The organism is Novosphingobium jiangmenense (genome assembly GCF_015694345.1).
GTDB lineage: Bacteria > Pseudomonadota > Alphaproteobacteria > Sphingomonadales > Sphingomonadaceae > Novosphingobium > Novosphingobium jiangmenense.
Window position 1 is genome coordinate 43,406 of sequence record NZ_JADQDC010000012.1, and the last position, 15,435, is coordinate 58,840.

General features: G+C 65.1%; 13 protein-coding genes and 1 tRNA gene. All 14 read left to right on the plus strand.

Annotated elements, in window-relative coordinates:
- Positions 1 to 10 precede the first annotated feature (10 nt).
- On the plus strand, positions 11 to 1,204 hold the full coding sequence (locus tag I2488_RS15675; RefSeq protein WP_196276824.1) for an FtsW/RodA/SpoVE family cell cycle protein: 1,194 nt from the start codon (positions 11 to 13) through the stop codon (positions 1,202 to 1,204).
- Positions 1,201 to 2,367, plus strand: a complete 1,167-nt coding sequence (murG, locus tag I2488_RS15680) for an undecaprenyldiphospho-muramoylpentapeptide beta-N-acetylglucosaminyltransferase (protein ID WP_196276758.1) — start codon at positions 1,201 to 1,203, stop codon at positions 2,365 to 2,367. Before I2488_RS15675 ends, murG begins: the two co-directional genes overlap by 4 nt.
- Entirely contained in the window at positions 2,364 to 3,776 is a 1,413-nt protein-coding gene (gene murC / locus I2488_RS15685) for a UDP-N-acetylmuramate--L-alanine ligase (RefSeq protein WP_196276759.1), read from the plus strand. The genes murG and murC overlap by 4 nt, the downstream gene beginning before the upstream one ends.
- Complete coding sequence (gene murB / locus I2488_RS15690) at positions 3,773 to 4,666, plus strand: UDP-N-acetylmuramate dehydrogenase (protein ID WP_196276760.1); 894 nt, start codon at positions 3,773 to 3,775, stop codon at positions 4,664 to 4,666. The genes murC and murB overlap by 4 nt, the downstream gene beginning before the upstream one ends.
- A complete protein-coding gene (locus I2488_RS15695; RefSeq protein WP_196276761.1) occupies positions 4,663 to 5,604 on the plus strand; it encodes a D-alanine--D-alanine ligase in 942 nt (313 codons plus the stop codon). Before murB ends, I2488_RS15695 begins: the two co-directional genes overlap by 4 nt.
- A gap of 3 nt (positions 5,605 to 5,607) precedes the next feature.
- On the plus strand, positions 5,608 to 6,573 hold the full coding sequence (locus tag I2488_RS15700; RefSeq protein WP_196276762.1) for a cell division protein FtsQ/DivIB: 966 nt from the start codon (positions 5,608 to 5,610) through the stop codon (positions 6,571 to 6,573).
- A gap of 9 nt (positions 6,574 to 6,582) precedes the next feature.
- Positions 6,583 to 7,866, plus strand: a complete 1,284-nt coding sequence (gene ftsA, locus I2488_RS15705; RefSeq protein WP_196276763.1) for a cell division protein FtsA — start codon at positions 6,583 to 6,585, stop codon at positions 7,864 to 7,866.
- 194 nt (positions 7,867 to 8,060) lie between these two features.
- A complete protein-coding gene (gene ftsZ, locus I2488_RS15710) occupies positions 8,061 to 9,542 on the plus strand; it encodes a cell division protein FtsZ (RefSeq protein WP_196276764.1) in 1,482 nt (493 codons plus the stop codon).
- A gap of 66 nt (positions 9,543 to 9,608) precedes the next feature.
- Positions 9,609 to 11,819: an SPOR domain-containing protein gene (locus tag I2488_RS15715; RefSeq protein ID WP_196276765.1), complete on the plus strand. Its 2,211-nt coding sequence runs from the start codon at positions 9,609 to 9,611 to the stop codon at positions 11,817 to 11,819.
- Between the two features lie 214 nt (positions 11,820 to 12,033).
- Positions 12,034 to 12,537 carry a type III secretion system chaperone family protein gene (locus I2488_RS15720; protein ID WP_196276825.1) on the plus strand — a complete coding sequence of 168 codons (504 nt, stop codon included), beginning with the start codon at positions 12,034 to 12,036 and terminating at the stop codon, positions 12,535 to 12,537.
- Between the two features lie 76 nt (positions 12,538 to 12,613).
- Positions 12,614 to 13,420, plus strand: a complete 807-nt coding sequence (gene proC / locus I2488_RS15725) for a pyrroline-5-carboxylate reductase (protein ID WP_196276766.1) — start codon at positions 12,614 to 12,616, stop codon at positions 13,418 to 13,420.
- Positions 13,421 to 13,543: 123 nt separating this feature from the next.
- The gene (locus tag I2488_RS15730; RefSeq protein WP_196276767.1) at positions 13,544 to 14,287 is read left to right on the plus strand and encodes a Bax inhibitor-1/YccA family protein; all 744 of its coding nucleotides are present in this window, start codon (positions 13,544 to 13,546) and stop codon (positions 14,285 to 14,287) included.
- A 213-nt stretch (positions 14,288 to 14,500) separates the two neighbouring features.
- Positions 14,501 to 15,232 carry a hypothetical protein gene (locus tag I2488_RS15735; protein WP_196276768.1) on the plus strand — a complete coding sequence of 244 codons (732 nt, stop codon included), beginning with the start codon at positions 14,501 to 14,503 and terminating at the stop codon, positions 15,230 to 15,232.
- A 97-nt stretch (positions 15,233 to 15,329) separates the two neighbouring features.
- Positions 15,330 to 15,405 (plus strand) — tRNA-Ala (locus tag I2488_RS15740).
- Positions 15,406 to 15,435 lie beyond the last annotated feature (30 nt).

Sequence of the window (15,435 nt, forward strand, 5' to 3'; positions counted from 1 at the left end):
CACGACCACCATGCCCGATGGTGGCGTGCGCGTGGTCGGTCATGGTGCGCGCTTCCGCCGCAGCCGGCGCAGCGAATTGCTGATCTGGTGGCGTGAGATCGATCGTGTGCTGTTGACGCTGATCCTCTCGCTGGTGACGATCGGTTGCATTGCCGTCGCTGCAGCCTCGCCGGCTTCGGCGCATCGCCTGTCTACCAGCCAGAAATCGCTGGGCGATCTCTACTTCTTCTGGATCCACTTGCGCTGGGTCGCCGTGGGCCTCGTGGCAATGTTCTTCGCCTCGGTCCTGCCCAAGGAGGCGGCACGGCGCGGGGCGATCGTGCTGGCAGCCGCGATGGTCGTCGCGCTGGTGCTGGTGCCGCTGGTCGGCAGCGAGGTGAAGGGGGCCAAGCGCTGGCTGTGGATCGGCTTCAGCCTGCAGCCGTCGGAATTCCTCAAGCCCGGCTTTGCTATTGCGCTGGCGTGGATATTGTCGTGGCGCGTGCGCGATCCGAACATCCCGGTCATCCCGATCACGGTGGCGATCATGGGGTTGGTCGGCATTCTTCTGATGGCCCAGCCGGACTTCGGTTCGACCATGCTGTTCGGCGGCGTGTGGTTCGTGCTGGCCCTGCTGTCGGGGCTGTCGGTCAACAAGATCCTCTATGCGATGGGTGGGCTGATCCTTGCCGTGGTCGCCGCGTATTTCTTCTATCCCAATGCGACGCACCGCATCGACAACTTCATTTCCGGCGGCAGCGAGTTCGACCAGGTCGATCTCGCCATGCGCACCCTGATGAACGGCGGGTGGAGCGGCACCGGCCTGTGGCTGGGGAGCCGCAAGAACGCGCTGCCCGAAGCGCACACCGATTACATCTTTTCGGTGGTCGGAGAGGAATTCGGGCTGATCGCCTGCGCCGTGATCGTCACGATCTATTGCGCCATCGCGCTGCGCGTGCTGATGCGCCTGCTCGACGAGGACGATCTGTTCACCATCCTTGCGGCAGCCGGGCTGACCGCGCAGCTGGTCGGACAGGCGTTCATCAACATCCTTGTGAACCTGCAACTTTTCCCTTCGAAAGGCATGACCTTGCCGCTGATCAGCTACGGCGGATCGTCCACCATCGCGCTGCTCATGGGCGTCGGGCTGCTGCTCGCGATCACGCGGCGCAACCCCTACCTTTCGCGCGAGAAGTTCGACGTTTCGGAACTGGTGCGCAAATGAGTGGCGCTTCCCGGCATTACGTGCTCGCGGCAGGCGGCACGGGCGGACATCTCATTCCGGCCTTCGCGCTGGCGGTGGAACTCGAACGGCGCGGCCATCATGTTGCGCTGGTGACGGACGAGCGCGGCGCCAAGATTCCCGGCAAGCCCGACTTCATGCCCGCGCATGTGCTTCCGGCGGGGCGCTTGGCGAAGAACCCGATGGCGGTGCTCAAGGGCTTGCGCGCGATCTGGCAGGGCCGGGCGATGGCGCTGCGCCTGTTCGAAAGCTTTCAGCCTTCGTGCGTGATAGGCTTTGGCGGCTATCCGGCGTTGCCTGCGTTGCTGGCAGCGCATTCGGCGAAGATCCCGACTGTGATCCACGAGCAGAACGCGGTGCTTGGGCGCGTAAACCGCTTCCTTGCCAAGCGCGTGGACGCCATTGCCACGGCTTATGGCGAGGTTGACCGGCTCGATCCCAAGCTGTGGGGCAAGGTCCATCGCGTCGGCAATCCGGTGCGCCCAGACGTGCTGGCGCTACGCGGCGAGCCGTTTCCGGAGTTCACCGAGGACAGCCTGTTTCGTGTGCTGGTGACGGGAGGCAGCCAAGGGGCTTCAGTCTTATCCGAGGTCGTGCCCGATGGTCTTGCCATGTTGCCGCCAGCATTGCGCCATCGCCTGCAGGTGACGCAGCAGTGCCGCCCGGAGGACCTTGAGGCTGTCCGTGCGCGATATGCAGCTCATGAGATTCCCGCTGAACTCGGCACGTACTTTGAGGACATGCAGTCCCGCCTTGCCGGGGCGCACTTGTTCATCGGCCGCGCCGGAGCTTCGACCATTGCCGAACTGACCGCGGTCGGTCGCCCGGCGATCCTCGTGCCGCTGCCCATCGCCACCGACGACCATCAGGCCGCCAACACGCGCGAGATGGTTGCGGCAGGCGGCGCGCGCGCGATCCGGCAGACCGGATTCACCCCCAAGGAACTGGCGAAACAGATTCAGGCCATGGCCCAGCACCCGCATACCCTTGCCAATGCCGCGCACGCCGCCTGGAACTGCGGCCTCCCCAATGCCGTCAGCGATCTTGCCGATCTGGTCGAAAGCTTCGGGGGCGAGCCGATCATGGACGTGATCCGCGTCGACACCCGCAGTGCAGCGCCTGCCGGTCAGGAGCAATTGGCATGAAGGGCGTCGGCACCGAGATCGGCACGATCCACTTCGTCGGGATCGGCGGCATCGGCATGTCGGGCATTGCCGAGGTCATGCACAACATGGGCTATTCGGTGCAGGGCTCGGACATGGCGGAAAGCTATGTCGTCGATGGCCTGCGCTCGCGCGGCATCAAGGTGATGATCGGGCAGAAGTCCGAGAACGTTGATGGTGTCGCGGTTGTCGTAACTTCGACTGCGGTGAAGCGCGACAATCCTGAGGTTGTGGCCGCGCTGGAGCACCGCATCCCCGTCGTGCGCCGCGCCGAAATGCTGGCCGAGCTGATGCGGCTCAAGAACACCGTCGCCGTGGCAGGGACCCATGGCAAGACCACGACGACCTCGATGGTCGCCTGCCTGCTCGATGCGGGCGGGATCGATCCTACCGTGATCAACGGCGGCATCATCAACTCCTACGGCTCCAACGCGCGATTGGGCGACAGCGAGTGGATGGTCGTCGAGGCCGACGAGAGCGATGGTTCGTTCCTGCGTCTGGACGGCACGCTGGCGGTCGTAACCAACATCGATCCCGAGCATCTCGACCACTATGGCTCGTTCGACAAGGTCAAGTCGGCCTTTGTAGAGTTCATCGAGAACGTGCCGTTCTACGGCGCGGCGATGCTTTGTATCGATCACCCCGAAGTGCAGGCGATCATCCCCAAGGTGCGTGACCGCCGCGTCGTGACTTACGGGTTCTCCGCCCAGGCCGATGTGCGCGGCGAGGCCGTGACGCCGATCCCCGGCGGCAATCGCTTCACCGCCGTGCTGCGCCAGCGCGATGGCTCGTTCCGCCGGATCGAAGGCATCGAACTGCCGATGCCGGGCCGCCACAATGTCCAGAACGCGCTGGCTGCCGTGGCGGTCGCGGTGGAAATGGGCGTTTCGGACGAACTCATCCGCACCGGCTTCGGCAAGTTCGGCGGGGTCAAGCGTCGCTTCACCAAGGTGGGCGAAGTGGATGGCGTTACTGTCATCGACGACTATGGACACCACCCGGTCGAAATCCGTGCCGTGCTCGCTGCCGCGCGCGAAGGTGTGCAGGGGCGGGTCATCGCTGTCGTCCAGCCGCACCGCTTCACGCGCCTTCGCGACCACATGGAAGACTTCCAGGGCGCGTTCAACGATGCCGACGTGGTTTATGCAGCGCCAGTCTATCCGGCGGGCGAGCAGTCCATCGAGGGCGTGGACAGCGCCGCGATGATCGAGGGCATCAAGGCGCGCGGGCATCGCTCGGCGCACCTTACTGCTGGCGCCGATGCGCTGGCGAAGGAACTCGCCGCGACTGCGCAGCCCGGTGACATGGTCGTCTGCCTTGGCGCGGGCGATATCACCAAGTGGGCCGCTGGTCTTGCCGACGCGATTGCGCGCGAAAGGGGGCAGGGGTGACCACCCTTACGCTGCCTTCGGTTCGTGGCAAGCTGACCCCGAACGCCCCGCTCGCACCGCTGGTCTGGTTCAAGTCCGGCGGCACGGCGGACTGGCTGTTCGAGCCCAAGGATGTGGCCGATCTGCAGGACTTCCTCGCAGGCTTGGCGCCAGACGTGCCGGTCATGGCGCTGGGCCTCGGCTCCAACCTGATTGTCCGTGATGGTGGGGTTCCGGGCGTCGTTGTCCGTCTTGGCAAGGCCTTCGCCAAGGTCGAAAAGGTCGATGAAGTCACGCTCAACTGCGGCGGCGGGGCGTCAGGTATCCTCGTGTCCTCCACCGCTCGCGACAACGGCATCGCTGGTTTGGAATTCCTGCGCTCCATCCCCGGTACGGTCGGCGGTTTCGTGCGCATGAATGGCGGTGCCTACGGGCGCGAGGTCAAGGACGTGCTGATCGATTGCGACGTTGTCATTCGCTCGGGCGAGATCGTCACGCTGCCGCTCAGCGAACTGGGCTACACCTATCGCCATTCCGATCTCACCGACGGCTCGATCGTCGTCGCTGCCCGCTTCCGTGGGCACCGCGGCGAGCCCGACGCCATCCAGGCCGAGATGGACCGCATCAGCGCCGCCCGCGAAGCCTCGCAGCCGCTGCGCTCGAAGACCGGCGGCTCCACCTTCAAGAATCCTGATGGCGGGAAGGCCTGGGAACTGGTCGACAAGGCGGGATGCCGGGGGCTGACCATGGGCGGCGCGCAGGTCAGCGAGAAGCACACCAACTTCCTGATCAACACCGGCGAGGCGACCAGCGCCGAAATCGAGGCCTTGGGCGAGGAAGTGCGCAAGCGCGTGAAGGATATGTCGGGCGTCGAGCTCGAATGGGAAATCAAGAGGATTGGCAGACCGTGACGCTTCCGAAACTTCATGTCGCGGTGCTGATGGGCGGCTGGTCAAGCGAGCGGCCGGTCTCGCTGATGTCGGGCGAGGGCGTTGCCAAGGCGCTCGAGTCAAAGGGCCATAAGGTTACGCGGATCGATATGGACCGCGAGGTTGCGCTGCGTCTGGCAGAAGCGAAGCCCGATGTCGTGTTCAACGCGCTGCATGGCACGCCCGGAGAAGATGGTTCGATCCAGGGCCTGATGGACATCATGGGCCTGACCTACACCCATTCCGGCCTCGCCACCTCGGTCATCGCGATCGACAAGGAACTGACCAAGCAGGCGCTGGTGCCGCACGGCATTCCGATGCCCGGCGGGCGCATCGTGCGTACCGAAGAGCTGTACAAGGCCGATCCTCTGCCGCGTCCCTATGTGCTCAAGCCCGTCAACGAAGGCTCGTCGGTCGGCGTCGCCATCGTCACCTCAGACGGCAACTACGGCAATCCTATCAGCGCCGACGCGCGCGGACCGTGGCAGGAGTTCGACGAGCTTCTTGCCGAACCGTTCATCCGTGGCCGCGAACTGACCACTGCCGTGATCGGCGACCGTGCGCTGCTCGTCACCGAACTGCGCCCCAAGTCCGGCTTCTACGATTTCGATGCCAAGTACACTGACGGCATGACCGATCACATCTGCCCGGCCGAGATCCCCGACGAGATCACCGAAGCGTGCAAGCAGATCGCGCTGCGCTCGCACCAGTTGCTGGGTTGCAAGGGCACCAGCCGTTCCGACTTCCGCTGGGATGATGAGCAGGGTGTCGAAGGGTTGTTCCTGCTGGAAGTGAACACCCAACCCGGCATGACTCCGCTAAGCCTCGTGCCCGAACAGGCCAAGGCGCTTGGCATGGATTACCCCGATCTTGTCGAAGCGATTATCGCTGAAGCCCTCAAAGACGCAGGGAAGGTCTGAGGAATGGCGCAGACGATCAAGCGTGGCGGAAAGGGCGTGCGGCGGGCAGCAGCTGCGCGAACGACGCAACGCAAGGTCCACGCAGCGCGCCAGCAGACCGGTTCGGTGCTCGATACGGTCATGCACTGGCTGCCGTTCAGCGAAGAGACGCTGCACCGGATCGTGATGACGCTGATCCTCGCCGCTGCCGCCGGACTGGTTTGGACCGTGGCGGTCATGGCGGGCATCCCGGCGCTGGCATCGGAACAAGCCGCGTTGATCGCCTCGGACGCCGGGTTCAAGGTCAGCCATCTCGAGGTGCGCGGCGTCAACCGCATGAACGAGCAGCGCATCTACGAGCGCGTGCTCGGCCAGAACGACCGCGCGATGACCACGCTCGATCTTGCCGCCTTGCGCGATGAGCTGAACCAGTTGCCGTGGGTCAAGGACGCCCGCGTCTCGCGCAAGCTTCCCGATACGCTGGTGATCGACATCGTCGAGCGCAATCCCCACGCGGTGCTGCGCAAGCCAGATCGCATGGTGCTTATCGACGATACCGGCGTCGAGCTGGAGACGGTGAAGCCTGACAAGGCCAAGGGAATGCTGGTGCTGTCCGGCCTTGGCGTCGGCCAGCGGGTCGAGGATCTGATGCGACTGCTCGATGCTGCTCCGGCCCTGAAGCCGCAGGTCACCGAGGCCGAATGGATCGGCAACCGTCGCTGGAACCTGACGTTCAAGACCGGTCAGGTGCTTGCCCTGCCGGAAGGTGACGAAAAGTCGGCAGGTGCGCTGCTGAGCTTTGCCCGCATGGATGGCGTCAATCGTCTGCTTGGCGGCAAAGTTGCCGCATTCGACATGCGCGCCCCCGACCGCATCTACATGCGCGTGCCCGGCCATGCCGAGGAAGTGGCGGCGGAGAAGCGTGCCGCCGAGCAGGCGAAGGCCGAAGCCAAGCGCATCGCCGCTGCGGCCAAGAGCGACGAGGGCTGATCCAAACCAATGGCGACGCCCCGCATCACCAAGGTCTTTGCTGCCGTAAACATCGGCTCGTTCCGTGTCTCCGCGATGATTGCGGGACTGTCCGAGACGGGAGAGATGGTCGTGCTCGGTTCCGGCCATCGCGCCGCGCAGGGGATCAAGCGCGGCTACGTGACGGACATGCAGGCCGCCACCCATTCGGTGCGCGATGCGATCGAGCGCGCCGAGAAGATGGCCAACGTCGATATCCAGAAGGTCTGGATCGGCTGCGCCGGAGCAGGCCTCGCCAGCACCACGGCGCGGGTCGAGGTCGAGGTCGGCGGTCGGCGGATCGAGCAGGACGATATCGAGCATCTGCTGGTGGCCGGGCGAGGGGTGATCCAGCCGGACGGGCGCACCGTGCTGCACGCGCAGCCGGCGCACTACACGCTTGATGGTGCCCACGGCGTGCCCAATCCCAAAGGGCTTCATGCCGAGCGGCTTGCGGTAGATATCCACGTCATGCTTGCCGATGGAGCGCCGGTGCGAAACCTGCGCGAGGCGGTGCAGAACGCGCACCTGGAAGTCGAGGCAGTGGTCGGCTCGCCAGTGGCTGCGGGTCACGCCTGTCTTACGCCCGAAGAGCGGGAACTGGGCGTGGCGCTGGTGGAGTTCGGCGCGGAAGTTACCACTGTCTCCGTCTATGCCGCAGGAATGCTGCTTGGCATGCAGGTGATCCAGTACGGCTCGGGCGACATTACCGACGCCATTGCCTCGGCCTTCGGCATTCGCCGCTATCAGGCAGAGCGCCTGAAGTGCATGTCCGGCTCGGCCATCGCCAGCCCGGCAGACCATCGCGAGATGATACCGGTCAACGCGCCGGGGGATCCCGAAGGTGGCCCGGTGGCGCGCCACGCCGACGACAAGAACCGTATTCCGCGTGCAGAGTTGATCTCGGTCATTACCCAGCAACTCGGGTTCTTCACCGAAGAGGTTGGCAAGTCGCTAAAGTCGATGGGCTTTGTCGGCCAGACCGGGCAGCAGGTCGTGCTGACCGGCGGCGGTGCGCAGCTTCCGGGCTTGGCCGACTATGCGCAATCGGCGCTCGGCCGGCCGGTGCGCATCGGTTCGCCGCCGACGATGCTCGGCCTCCCTCCCGGCCACGCCACGCCAAGTTCCTCCACTCTGGTGGGACTGGTTCTGTTTGCGGCTGCCGATCCGGTCGACATCCGCGCGATCGGGCCTGCGCATGATCCGGTGGGAGGCGTGTACCGTGGGCGGAGGCTGCTGATTCGCTTGATCCGCGCGATCAAGGACTACTTCTGACGGGGTTTTACCTCGCCCTGCCGCTCGCAGCGCGCGATCTTGCCCCGTCATGGTGTTGCAACCTGTGGAAAAGGTTGCTGCGCCTTTGATTCGCAAAGCACGCTTGTGCAACAGGTTAACGTGAAGCTTTCAGATCCCGTCTTGTGCGCGTTCCTGCCAGCATCGAGACAAATGACCCGATTGGGAGACCGACTATGAGCATCAACATCGGACCGCCGGCAATTGACGAACTTCGTCCCCGGATCACGGTGATCGGGGTTGGTGGCGCAGGCGGCAATGCCATCGCCAACATGATCAACGCGCAGATCGAGGGCGTCGAGTTCATCGTCGTCAACACCGACGCGCAGGCGCTGAACAATTCGATCGCGGAAAACCGCATCCAGCTCGGGCCCGACATCACTCAGGGTCTCGGTGCTGGCGCCCGTCCGGAAGTCGGTCGCGCGGCTGCGGAAGAGACGATCGAGGAACTGGAGCGCGCGCTCGAGGGCGTGCACATGGTGTTTATCGCTGCCGGCATGGGCGGCGGCACCGGTACCGGTGCGGCGCCGGTCATTGCCGAGGCCGCGCGTCGCAAGGGCGTGCTGACCGTTGGCGTGGTAACCAAGCCGTTCCTGTTCGAAGGAACGCGCCGCATGCGGTCTGCCGAAAGCGGTATCGAGGAACTGCAGAAGCACGTCGATACCTTGATCGTCATTCCCAACCAGAACCTGTTCCTGGTGGCCAAGGCCGAGACGACCTTCAAGGAAGCGTTCCAGCTGGCTGACGAAGTGCTGCAGCAGGGCGTTCGCTCGATCACCGACCTCATGGTCATGCCGGGCCTGATCAACCTCGACTTTGCCGACGTCCGTTCGGTCATGGGCGAGATGGGCAAGGCGATGATGGGCACGGGCGAGGGCGAAGGTCCGAACCGCGCACTGGAAGCGGCAGAACGCGCGATTGCCAACCCGCTGCTCGATGGCGTGTCGATGCAGGGCGCCAAGGGCGTGATCATCTCGATCATCGGTGGCGACGACATGAAGCTGCTCGAGGTTGACGAAGCTGCCAACCACATCCGCGAACTGGTTGACCCGAACGCGAACATCATCTGGGGCTCGGCCTTCAATCCCGATCTCGACGGCAAGATCCGCGTCTCGGTCGTCGCCACCGGTATCGAGCAGAGCCAGGAGCAGGCGGAAATCGCTTCGCGTCCCGTCTCGATCCCGAGCAGCGCTCGTGGTCCTGCGGTGCCGACGGCAGCTCCCGCAGCGCCGGTCTATACCCCTCCTCCGGCAGCTCCTGCCGAACCCGCGCAGGCGGCGTGGACTCCGGCGGTGGAACAGGTCCAGCCCGAAGTCCCGGCAGCGCCCGAGCCCGAGCCGCTCGACCTGACGCTGGACCTTTCGTCGGCGCAGGAAGAACCCGCTTCGGACGAACTGCTTCTCGGTGGGATGGAAGCTCCGGCAGAACCTGCCGCGTTCGCGCCCGCTCCCCAGCCGGAGCCTGCTGCCGCGCCGCAAATGCCGCGTCTGGGCCGTGCGCCCGAGGCGGAACCGGCCAAGCCTGCGGGCGGAAGCACGCTGTTCGAACGCATGGCCAATCTCTCGCGCGGCAATCGTGCACCGGCCGACGATGACGATGGCGACGAAGGCGGATCGCTCAACATTCCGCGCTTCCTCGGTCGTCAGAACAACCAGTAACCAGTTGCGAAGCGGCGGCGCGTGTTGCCGCCGCTTCATCTTCAAAACGGTAAAGAGCGCGGCAGGATGACGAATCGGCTCCCCATCGCGCGTTTGACGGGCAGGACCCGCCTGCGGCTTGCCCTGGCCCTGCTGCTCTGTGCCTCAGCGCCTCGGGCACTGGCGCAGGCGGATGACGATCCGGATGGACCGGCCACGGTTTCGCGGCCAGTCGTGCAATCGACCACCCCCAGCCCCAGCCGCGAACTCAATGCTGCGCTGGCGCGGCTGGCGTCCGATCCGCGCAATGTTTCGGCGCTGTTCGATGCGGCCAATGCCGCACTCAAGTTGGGCGACAGCGATGCCGCGCTGGGTTTCCTCGCTCGCGCCGACGAAGTGCAGCCTGGCAACGCGCGCACCAAGGCGCTGCTCGGCAAGGCCCAGCTCGTGGCGGAAAACCCGGTAGAGGCTATCCGCGCATTCGACGAGGCGGAGCGGGCCGGGGCGGATACCTTCGCCATGGCGGCGGATAGAGCGCTGGCCTACGACCTTGTCGGCGACAACGCCCGGGCGCAGCGCTGGTATCAGGTGGCTCTCAGCCGTGGGAGCGACGACGAGATTACCCGCCGTTATGCCATGAGCCTTGCCATTTCGGGCGACCGTCGTGGCGCGGAATCGCTGCTCGCACCGCTGATCGAAAAGCAGGACCGTGCGGCATGGCGCACGCGGACTTTCGCCATGGCGGTGACGGGCGGGCCGGACGAGGCGGTGGCGATCGCCTATGCCTCGATGCCGCAGGATCTCGCTTCCGGCATTGCGCCGTACTTGCGCTACATGCCGCGCCTTACGCCAGCGCAACAGGCCGCCGCTGCCAACTTCGGCCGCTTTCCGCGTGCGGCGGACATCGGGCGCGACGATCCGCGCGTCGTGCAGTACGCAGCGCTCAACCCGCGTGCGCCGCGCAGTGCCGAAGCCGGCCTGATCCCGACCGGTGCTCCACTTGGCCCGTCGAGCACATCGTCCGAGAAGCCGAGCCGCGAGAAGCGCCGTCGGCCCGGCAAGAGTGAGACTGCCGCGGCGGCAGTCGTCGTCCGGCCAGCCGTCCGCACCACCCCGTCGGGCGAACTGCCGCCGGTGCAGACGTCTGCAAATGCGTCTCCAGCCCCGACCTCGACACCGCCTGCGCCGGTGACGCCCCCCGTTCCCCGTCCGGCCGTGCTTTCCGCTCTCGATGTGCCTCCGGGCACGCAGCGTCCGACGGTCCCGCCGATCCGGTCGGCCCAGCAGGCGGCTACTCCTGCGGTGCCTGCACGAATCGTCTCGACGCCAACGCCGACGACGACAATCGCGCCTTCGCCCAATCCTATTGCCAAGCCCGGATTCCAGCAGGATCTGACCTCGCCGCCAGTGTCCACTCCTGCGCAGGTTGCCAGCGCCACACGCCCACCGGTAGCGCCGAGCGCCCCTGCGTCAGCGCCGACCACGCCGGCACCGACGACGACCATCAACCAGTCCGGTCAGGCCTTGGCCTCTGCAAGCGGCTTCGATCTTGCCAAGGTCGGTTCCGGCACGAATTCTGCGTCGCCCGCACCCGTGCCATCGCCAACCCCGCCTGCGGCGAGTTCTCCCGCAGTCGCAAAGGTCACGCCTCCGCAGCCGACCCCGTCGCCGACCCCGACGCAAACTGCGGCGGCCAGCACCCCGCCGCCAGCGCGCGATCTGGCCAGCTTGTTCAAGTCCTTCGCGCCTCCGCCGGAGGAGCGGGCTGCTTCGGTCCCTGCCGTCGACATCACGCGCATTGCCCCCAAGGGCGCGGCCAAGCCTGCGAAGGCCGATCCTCGCGGCGAGCGGCCTGACGGTCCGACCGATGTGTCACGCGTTCCCGCCAAGGAGCCCGAAAAGCCTGCTGCCAAGGAAGCGGTGAAGCTGGGCAAGGACGGCAAGCCGATCAGGGATCCCAAGCAAGGTGCCAAGGATGCGAAGGACGTCAAGGACGCAAAGGCCAAGAAGGCCGCGCCGAGCCATCCGAGCCGGATCTGGGTTCAGGTGCTGACTGGTGCCAACAAGGATGTGATGGACAACGAATGGCGCCGCCTGGTGAAGGAAGCGCCCGAAGTCCTGCGCGGGCGGAAGCCCTACCTTTCGCCCTGGCGCAGCAATTTCCGCCTGCTCACCGGGCCTTTTGACAGCGAGGCAGATGCGCAGGAATTCGTCACCAAACTCAGGAAGAGTGGCGTTTCCAGCTATCAGTGGACCAGCCCTGCCGGGCAGGCAGTGGACACGCTTTCGCTCAAATAGGCAGTCGTTGCAGGAACATGCGCGATCCTTTGATGTTCACCCCTTGTCCACAGCTTTCCCACAAGGTTGTCGAGTTTTGCCCAACCGCCTGTTAGCCCGAGATTGTCGGGCGGGGGTGTGAACCGCCATTGACGGTGCGAGCAGCAGTCAGGGCAGATCGCCCTGCCGGGCCAACCAGCCGAGGAGGCCCGATCACGTGTTCAGGGGACGTACCATGCGGACCGGCCATGACGACAACGAGCGCGATGAGGCAGCGCCTGTCGACATGATCGCATCGCTTTTCGAAGCGCGCGGCTGGCCTTGCGAATTCGTCTCCGACGACGAAGTTACGGGCGAAATTCAGGGATCCTGGGCCAACTACCAGCTCCGTGCGATCTGGCGGGTCGAGGACCATGTTCTGCAGATCCTGTGTCTGCCCGATATCCGCATCCCCGATGACAAGAAGTCCGCCGTCTTCGAACTGATGGCTTTGATCAATGAGCAGGTGTGGATCGGGCACTTCGACATCTGGTCGAACGGATCGGTGCTGCTCTATCGCCATGGCCTGATGCTCGGCGACGAAGGCCTGCTCTCGATCAGCCAGGCCCAGGCTGCTGTTGAAGCCGCCGTTGACGAGTGCGACCGGTTCTACCCGGCGTTCCAGTTCATCCTGTGGGGCGACAAGAGCCCGGCCGATGCGCTCGCCAGCGCGATGGTGGATGCGGCCGGAGAGGCCTGATCATTGCGGCAGACGCTTGCGATTGGTCGGACCTCCCTGCATTGAGCGCGCAAACGCGACTCAAGGGAACCGCACCATGACCAAGACCTTCCTCCAGTTCGGCTGCGGCAACATGGGCGGGGCCATGCTCAAGGGCTGGCTGGCAGGCGGCATTGCGCCCGAGACCTTCACCATCGTCGACCCCTATCTCGAGGTCGCACCGCAAGGCACGCGCCTGCTCAAGTCTGTGCCCGAGGGCGAGGGGGCATTCGATGTTGTCCTGCTCGGCTTCAAGCCTCAGCAATTGCCGGATGCGGCCGCTTCGGTTCGCCCCTTCGTCGGACCCAATACGCTGCTGCTCTCGATTCTCGCCGGTGTCGACCTTGCCACCCTGCGGGCAACGTTCCCTGACACCGGCGCAATCGTGCGCGTCATGCCCAACCTTGCCGCAGCGCTGGGCAAGTCGCCAATCGCGCTGGTCGGCGAAGCTGACGAGGCTGCGCGTGCCGAAACCGACGCGCTGATGGCCCCCCTCGGGCAGGCGGAGTGGCTCTCGGGCGAGGACCAGATGGATCTCGTCACGGCCCTTGCCGGCTCTGGCCCGGCCTTCGTCTACCGCTTCATCGATGCCTTGGCCCAAGGCGCAGCGGCGCTCGGCCTCCCGCGCGAGCAGGCGGATCGGCTTGCGCTGTCGATGGTCGAAGGCGCTGCCATGCTGGCCGCGGCTTCGGAACACTCGCCCGGCGAACTCGCGCGCCGCGTAGCCAGCCCCGGTGGCGTTACCCAGATCGGGATCGACGTGCTTGATGCCGATGACCGTCTGGCCCGCCTGATGGAAGACACCTTGCGCGGCGCACGGGATCGCAGTGCCGAGATGACGGAAATGGCGCGCAAGGCGGGGTGAGTTCCGCAACAATTCGTTACATTGCATGGACGCCACATTGCCCCGGTTTCACTTGAAAGCCGGGGCCAAAGCGCCGATATTCCAGTGACGTGGCCATTGGGGCCACAGAACGGAGCTTTGAAGATGGCAAACTGGAACGACCCTCGGCCCACCGGAACGGGCTTCGGCGCGTCTCCGAGCCTTTCCGGCGCCTACGGCCGCGGCGAAGTGTTCGACGCCGGCCTGCGCCGTCACATGCTGTCGATCTATAACTACATGGCCTCGGGCGTGCTGCTCTCGGGCATCGTTGCGCTGCTCTCGGCGTCCACCGGTCTCACCGTCGCGCTGTTCGGTACGCCGCTGATCTGGCTGGTGATGCTCTCGCCGCTCGCATTCGTGATGTTCATGAGCTTTGGCGCAAACAAGTTCTCGACCACGGCCCTCCAGGGCATGTTCTGGGGCTTCGCCGTGGCCATGGGCCTGTCGCTGTCGACGATCTTTCTCGTCTATACCGGCGCCTCGATCGCGACGACGTTCTTCGCCACCGCCGGTGCCTTCGCGGGTCTGAGCCTCTATGGCTACACCACCAAGAAGGACCTGTCGGGCATGGGCAGCTTCCTGATCATGGGCGTCTTCGGCATCCTGATCGCGTCGCTGCTGAACATCTTCCTGAAGTCGTCGGGCCTCGCCTGGGCGATCAGCTTCCTTGGCGTGCTGATCTTCGCAGGTCTTACCGCCTACGATACGCAGAAGCTCAAGGAGCAGTATGCCTACGTTGCCGGTACCGACTTCGCGGGCAAGGCCGTGGTCCTCGGTGCGCTGAGCCTCTACCTAGACTTCATCAACATGTTCCAGTTCCTGCTGCAGTTCATGGGCGACCGCCGCTGATCTGACGAAGCATCCGAACTGAACCGGATTGACCCGGCGGACCGTAACGGTTCGCCGGGTTTTTCTTTTGTGGGGGATTCTCATTCCTGCGTAGTGACGCTAGGGTCTGCTTAATCTTGCATAAAGGATGGTTCGCGCAGCGTTTCCCTTGCTGCGACAACGGGATCGTCTGCCTGACACGGTTTCATGCGGAACCGGAATGGGGGAATGCCAATGTTTCGTTTTCGGCGCATCGTCGCGCCCAGTCTGCTGGTCACGGGTCTCGCCATCGGCCTTGCCTCTTGCGCGCCAACGCCGGTGCCACCTCCGCCGCCTCCGCCACCGCCGCCCAAGGTCGTGGTCATTCCGCCCAAGCCGAAGGCGCCGAACGGCGCTTCCGACAACATCGCCATCCCGCCGGCGGACGCCAGTGGCCTGCGCCAGTCGCTCAATCGCAACATCTCCTCGGCGCAGATGGTGTGGAACTTGCGTTCGGCCTACAACGTTGCCGCACTCAACTGCAGCGCTCCGGTCCATGCCGACATCCTGCCGCGCTACAAGGCGTTCCTGACGAACCACGCCAAGACGCTCAATGCCGTCAACAAGCGGCTCGATGCAGAGTTCAAGGCCAAGTACGGCGCCAAGTTCATCGCCCCGCGCGAGGCTTACATCACCGCAGTCTACAACCACTTCGCCCTGCCGCCGACGCTGTCCGATTTCTGTGACGCGGTCATGGCGGTCAGTCGCGATGGCGCCGCGGTGAAATCGGCCGATCTCGAAGCCTTTGCCGTGCGCAGCCTGCCCAACATCGAGGTCGTGTTCGACGACTTCTACCGCCGCTACGAGGTCTACCGGGCCGACCTTGCCATCTGGCAGGCAAAGTACGGCGGACTGATGAACCCGCCCCAGCAGGCGGTCAGCGTCTCGGCCGCGCCCGTCCCGGACCGCAGCGGGGCAGGGCACTGACGGGGTCTGGCGAGCTCAAAAAATCCCTTTTCAGGCAGGGAGCGCTGCGCTAATGGCGGCGCTCCCTGCAGTATCGCTGCGGGGCGATACCGGGAACGGGGCCGTAGCTCAGATGGGAGAGCGCGTCGTTCGCAATGACGAGGTCAGGGGTTCGATCCCCCTCGGCTCCACCAGGTATCATCGAACCGCCTGATATGGCAGGC

Excerpts from the sequence above, each read along its gene's own strand:
- I2488_RS15675 (WP_196276824.1), top strand. The coding sequence starts at position 11 with ATGCCCGATGGTGGCGTGCGCGTGGTCGGTCATGGTGCGCGCTTCCGC.
- murG (WP_196276758.1), top strand. The coding sequence starts at position 1,201 with ATGAGTGGCGCTTCCCGGCATTACGTGCTCGCGGCAGGCGGCACGGGC.
- murC (WP_196276759.1), top strand. The coding sequence starts at position 2,364 with ATGAAGGGCGTCGGCACCGAGATCGGCACGATCCACTTCGTCGGGATC.
- I2488_RS15700 (WP_196276762.1), top strand. The coding sequence starts at position 5,608 with ATGGCGCAGACGATCAAGCGTGGCGGAAAGGGCGTGCGGCGGGCAGCA.
- ftsA (WP_196276763.1), top strand. The coding sequence starts at position 6,583 with ATGGCGACGCCCCGCATCACCAAGGTCTTTGCTGCCGTAAACATCGGC.
- ftsZ (WP_196276764.1), top strand. The coding sequence starts at position 8,061 with ATGAGCATCAACATCGGACCGCCGGCAATTGACGAACTTCGTCCCCGG.
- I2488_RS15715 (WP_196276765.1), top strand. The coding sequence starts at position 9,609 with ATGACGAATCGGCTCCCCATCGCGCGTTTGACGGGCAGGACCCGCCTG.
- I2488_RS15720 (WP_196276825.1), top strand. The coding sequence starts at position 12,034 with ATGCGGACCGGCCATGACGACAACGAGCGCGATGAGGCAGCGCCTGTC.
- proC (WP_196276766.1), top strand. The coding sequence starts at position 12,614 with ATGACCAAGACCTTCCTCCAGTTCGGCTGCGGCAACATGGGCGGGGCC.
- I2488_RS15730 (WP_196276767.1), top strand. The coding sequence starts at position 13,544 with ATGGCAAACTGGAACGACCCTCGGCCCACCGGAACGGGCTTCGGCGCG.
- I2488_RS15735 (WP_196276768.1), top strand. The coding sequence starts at position 14,501 with ATGTTTCGTTTTCGGCGCATCGTCGCGCCCAGTCTGCTGGTCACGGGT.